Annotated in this window: 5 protein-coding genes and 2 pseudogenes; 2 read left to right on the top strand and 5 right to left on the bottom strand. The window is 40.4% G+C overall.

Going from position 1 to position 3,996, the window contains the following annotated elements; translation table 11 throughout:
* Window positions 1-199: 199 nt before the first annotated feature.
* A pseudogene (locus ACTNES_RS19820) lies at window positions 200-355 on the bottom strand (beta-glucosidase); the annotation flags it as partial.
* Between the two features lie 97 nt (window positions 356-452).
* On the opposite strand from ACTNES_RS19820, the pseudogene ACTNES_RS19825 reads away from it, so the two are divergent.
* Window positions 453-614: pseudogene (locus tag ACTNES_RS19825) on the top strand (hypothetical protein); the annotation flags it as partial.
* 25 nt (window positions 615-639) lie between these two features.
* Here the strand turns inward: ACTNES_RS19825 and ACTNES_RS19830 are convergent.
* The gene (locus ACTNES_RS19830; RefSeq protein WP_025581036.1) at window positions 640-1,098 is read right to left on the bottom strand and encodes a ferritin-like domain-containing protein; all 459 of its coding nucleotides are present in this window, start codon (window positions 1,096-1,098) and stop codon (window positions 640-642) included.
* Window positions 1,099-1,305: 207 nt separating this feature from the next.
* Between ACTNES_RS19830 and ACTNES_RS19835 the strand changes: the two genes are divergently transcribed.
* Window positions 1,306-2,673: an MATE family efflux transporter gene (locus tag ACTNES_RS19835; RefSeq protein ID WP_008705109.1), complete on the top strand. Its 1,368-nt coding sequence runs from the start codon at window positions 1,306-1,308 to the stop codon at window positions 2,671-2,673.
* A gap of 118 nt (window positions 2,674-2,791) precedes the next feature.
* Here ACTNES_RS19835 and ACTNES_RS19840 read toward each other — a convergent pair whose 3' ends face one another.
* The 3 genes from ACTNES_RS19840 to ACTNES_RS19850 form a co-directional block, all read right to left on the bottom strand.
* Complete coding sequence (locus ACTNES_RS19840; RefSeq protein ID WP_019163046.1) at window positions 2,792-3,220, bottom strand: SseB family protein; 429 nt, start codon at window positions 3,218-3,220, stop codon at window positions 2,792-2,794.
* A gap of 57 nt (window positions 3,221-3,277) precedes the next feature.
* Window positions 3,278-3,613: a hypothetical protein gene (locus ACTNES_RS19845; RefSeq protein WP_019163047.1), complete on the bottom strand. Its 336-nt coding sequence runs from the start codon at window positions 3,611-3,613 to the stop codon at window positions 3,278-3,280.
* Window positions 3,614-3,701: 88 nt separating this feature from the next.
* Window positions 3,702-3,995, bottom strand: coding sequence for a YbjQ family protein (locus tag ACTNES_RS19850; RefSeq protein WP_441040474.1), 294 nt, complete (start codon window positions 3,993-3,995; stop codon window positions 3,702-3,704).
* Window position 3,996 lies beyond the last annotated feature (1 nt).

Consider the following 3,996-nt stretch of genomic DNA (forward strand, 5'->3'; position numbering starts at 1 on the left):
ATTCTACACCATAACTGGATATTATCTGCATTTTTATTCCTCCCTGATAACTCTTTTCTCAGATTCTGTTGTTTTTTCTATTACCCATGGCTATATTTTAGCACATATAGTGCCAGAAGTAAACATGTGTTCTTTCTTTAAGTAAAAAATTTGCGCGTCTAACTCCTCACTAAAGTAACGAGAATGCGACGCGCAATTATTCAATACATCCGATGAATGGTTCTCTGTCACCGAAAATGAAATATGGAACCGGGATTCTCACTGCATCCATTCCCATGGATTTAATTCTTGTGAAGTCTCTTTCTGTAATGTACTCAGAACGATGGATCTTGATTCTTGCTTCATAGACTTCTTTCTGATATTACCTCCAAAAATATCTGGGTGGAACAGTCCAAAGATTACATTTTCAAACATTTACACGAAAAATCCGCATCCAGGATATTGCAGAGTATCTGCATCTGAATGCGAATTATCTTTCTGAACTATTCAGGCAATGTGAAAACGTTACTCTTACGGATTTCATTTTACAGGAAAAGGTAAAACTTACCAGGAATCTTCTGGCTTGTTCCCCCTATTCTTATATTGAAATCGCCACTTATCTGGGATTTTCCTCTCAGAGTCATCTGGGAATTTTCGCTGTTATGCCATTCCATTCACTGTTTTATACTTATACAGCATCTCCGCATGATTCTGCTCCTCAATCTGTATATCAGCCAACAGCTTGCGTACACCACTATCGCCAAAGGCAAATACATCATCATTGTATGTTCCTGACACCAGCTTCTCTGTACCAATACAGTCTGTTGCAAGAAACGCATCGTGCTCTTTGTCTTCCGGTGAACTCATAGCTGTATAGACCGCTTTTGGCTGATAATCTCTGCCTGATCTGTCATTACAGTTACATTCAGGCACACTTCCGGAAAGAATCATTGACAAAGACTCATAATGCTTCTGTTCTTCCTGCTGGATATTCCGGAAAAGATTTTTAAGCTCCGGGTCTCTGGCCTGTTCTGCGTATTTTCCATACTTTTCCACACAGCTTTTCTCTTGTGTCTGAAGATCTTCGATTACTGAACGTTCCTTTTCTTTTAAAATCATAGTCTGTTGTCTCCTTTTTTAAGAAATACTGTATTTTGTTACATGAAAATAGTATGGATAAAAAATGCTTTTTTATTCTCTGTATCATGACTTATGACAATTTCAGAGAATATTTTGTTCCAACACCACTGTATCAGAGTGAATTTCTGTTTACTTTATGATATACTTATATGCACGATAAAAGTTTTAAACTTAGGAAGATTTATAATGAAACGAATTGATTTTGAAAATGGAACTGTAACCAACAATATATTAAGTGCTGCACTTCCCATGCTGGTAGCGCAGATATTGAATCTTTTATACAACATTGTGGACCGTATCTATATCGCCAGGATCCATGATATAGGAACAACTGCACTTGGCGCTGTGGGCTTATGCTTTCCGATCATCATGATCATTACTGCTTTCAGTAATCTCTTTGGTTCCGGAGGTGCACCAATTTTCTCTATCAACCGCGGAAAAGGAGATTCCAGGACTGCTGACATGATCATGAATACTGCTTTCACCATGTTATGTGGAAGTGCTGCTGTGCTGATGCTGATCGGATTTCTTTTTGCCCGCCCCTTACTGACTCTGTTTGGTGCTTCAGATGATGCTCTGGTTTATGCGTATCCCTATCTGATGATTTACCTTCTGGGTACTCTCCCTTCCATGATAGCAACAGGAATGAATCCTTTTATCAATGCACAGGGATATGCCATTATCGGTATGCTGTCAGTAACAGTCGGTGCAGTGGCAAATATTATTCTTGATCCGATTTTTATTTTTGTTCTGGATATGGGGATTAAGGGTGCAGCGATTGCTACTGTCATCTCTCAGATTCTCTCTGCCTTGCTTGTATTTTATTTTCTTCATGGAAAATCAGAATTGAAGGTAAGATGGATTCATATAAATGAGATTTCTGAGTGCACCAGACATGCCAGGGATATCATCAGTCTGGGGTCTGCCGGATTTATCATGCAGCTGACTAATAGCCTGGTAAGTATCTGCTGCAATAATGTTCTTTCCGTGACAGGCGGTGATATTTATATCTCTGTCATGACTATTATATCCAGTGTTCGCCAGATGGTGGAGACACCTATCCATGCGATCAATGAGGGAACCTCTCCTGTTCTCAGCTACAATTACGGAGCCAGACGTCCTGACAGGGTAAAGAAAGCAGGGGTTGTTCTAATCATTATGGTTCTGATTTATACAGGTATCATGTGGAGCGTTATTCTCATTGCCCCTGAATTTCTGATCGGGATCTTCAGTTCAGACAAACTACTATTAAAGGATGCAGTTCCTGCACTGAAGCTTTACTTCGCAGCCTTTATTTTTATGGATCTGCAGTATATTGGTCAGACAGTGTTTAAATCATTAAATAAAAAAAAGCAGGCGATTTTTTTCTCCCTGCTTCGTAAAGTATTTATCGTGGTTCCGCTGACTTATTTCCTGCCCTATGGATTACACATGGGTACAGATGGCGTGTTTATGGCAGAGCCGGTATCCAATGTGATCGGTGGTTCTCTGTGCTTTATTACCATGCTGGTTACAATCTTGCCTGAATTAAACAAAATGGGAAACTCCCGATAAGCAGAAAAGTCCTCAGTATTTATCCATTTTTAATTATCGCATAACTTTGCAAAAATTGTAAAAAGGATAAACAATGAGGACTTTTATTTAACTGAACATGAGAGTTCTTTACATAGCTTCATATATTTCCCAATATAATATTAATCAGGTTCTTATCGAGCATGATCGTCCGATTCCATGGGTTAAGAATAATTCCCTCAATCTCATTTACCTGTAATGCTGAATGAAAAAGCTGATCTATGTCTGTCAGAAAAGTGGATTGTACGCTTCCGCCGCCTTTCAGTTCTTCCTCAAAGCTTGTAAATGCCGCCCACCAGACTTTTCCATCTCCGGTTTTCACTGTGCCGATCCGGAGCTGGTTGTCTCCTGTGGGCGGTTCTACTGAAAGGATAAACTGGCCGTTTTCTCTCATTCGTCTACGGATTACAGTCAGTGTATGTGCCAGCATTTCCTGAGTGGCTTCCTGCTGCAGAGCAGCGATCGCCTGCTCTATTTTTTCATTTCCCTGAAGACCTTTGTCCTGATTTACATTCTTATTATCGCTCATATTAATATCTCTTTTATGCCTTTCATCGTTTTATTTCCAGTGCATTTTCTGAATTTTTCAGCTTTTTGATGGCTTTCTCAGGATTTCATGCGGTGCTTCTATCTCATTTGCCAGCGTATGTTCTGTCAGCTCTGATAACAGTTTCAACTTCTTATTGAGCAGAGGCCGCATACAGTTAGGAACATGTTCCTGGTGTGCTCTGTGGATTGCCACACATTCCTTGCAGTTTCCGTGATAACGACAGGCTTTCTGGCAGGAACAGTGATCCTTCTCCTTGTATTCTTCACGAAATTCTGCCGCGAATTCCTCCTGCAGACGCAGACCCTCTGCGCGGTTTCCTTTATGAAACTCAGCCATTGCGTCTAATTCCTTCTGATTTCCTTCAATCTTCATACGTTAAATTTCCTTTCCCAGCCTTCATTACGGATTTTCTGCTTTACTTAAGATCTCTTTATGCGTTCTCTGCTCTTGTTCTTAATTTTTAATCCTGTTTATACTTCACTGCAGTTCCATATGCGATCACTTCTGCTGCCCCTGACATTACCTGGGAGGAGCCGTATTTTACACCGATCACAGCATCCGCATTCATCTCTTTAGCTTCATCTACCATACGCTTGGTGGCAATCTGTCTTGCCTCATTGAGCATTTCCGTATAACCTGTGATTTCCCCGCCTACCAGGGTCTTCATCCCTGCCATGAAATCTTTTCCTACATTTTTTGTCTGTACAACTGTTCCCTTTACAATTCCCAGTGCCTCAAACTCTACACCCGGAATG

This window comes from Blautia sp. HCP3S3_D9, assembly GCF_052063845.1.
GTDB lineage: Bacteria > Bacillota > Clostridia > Lachnospirales > Lachnospiraceae > Blautia_A.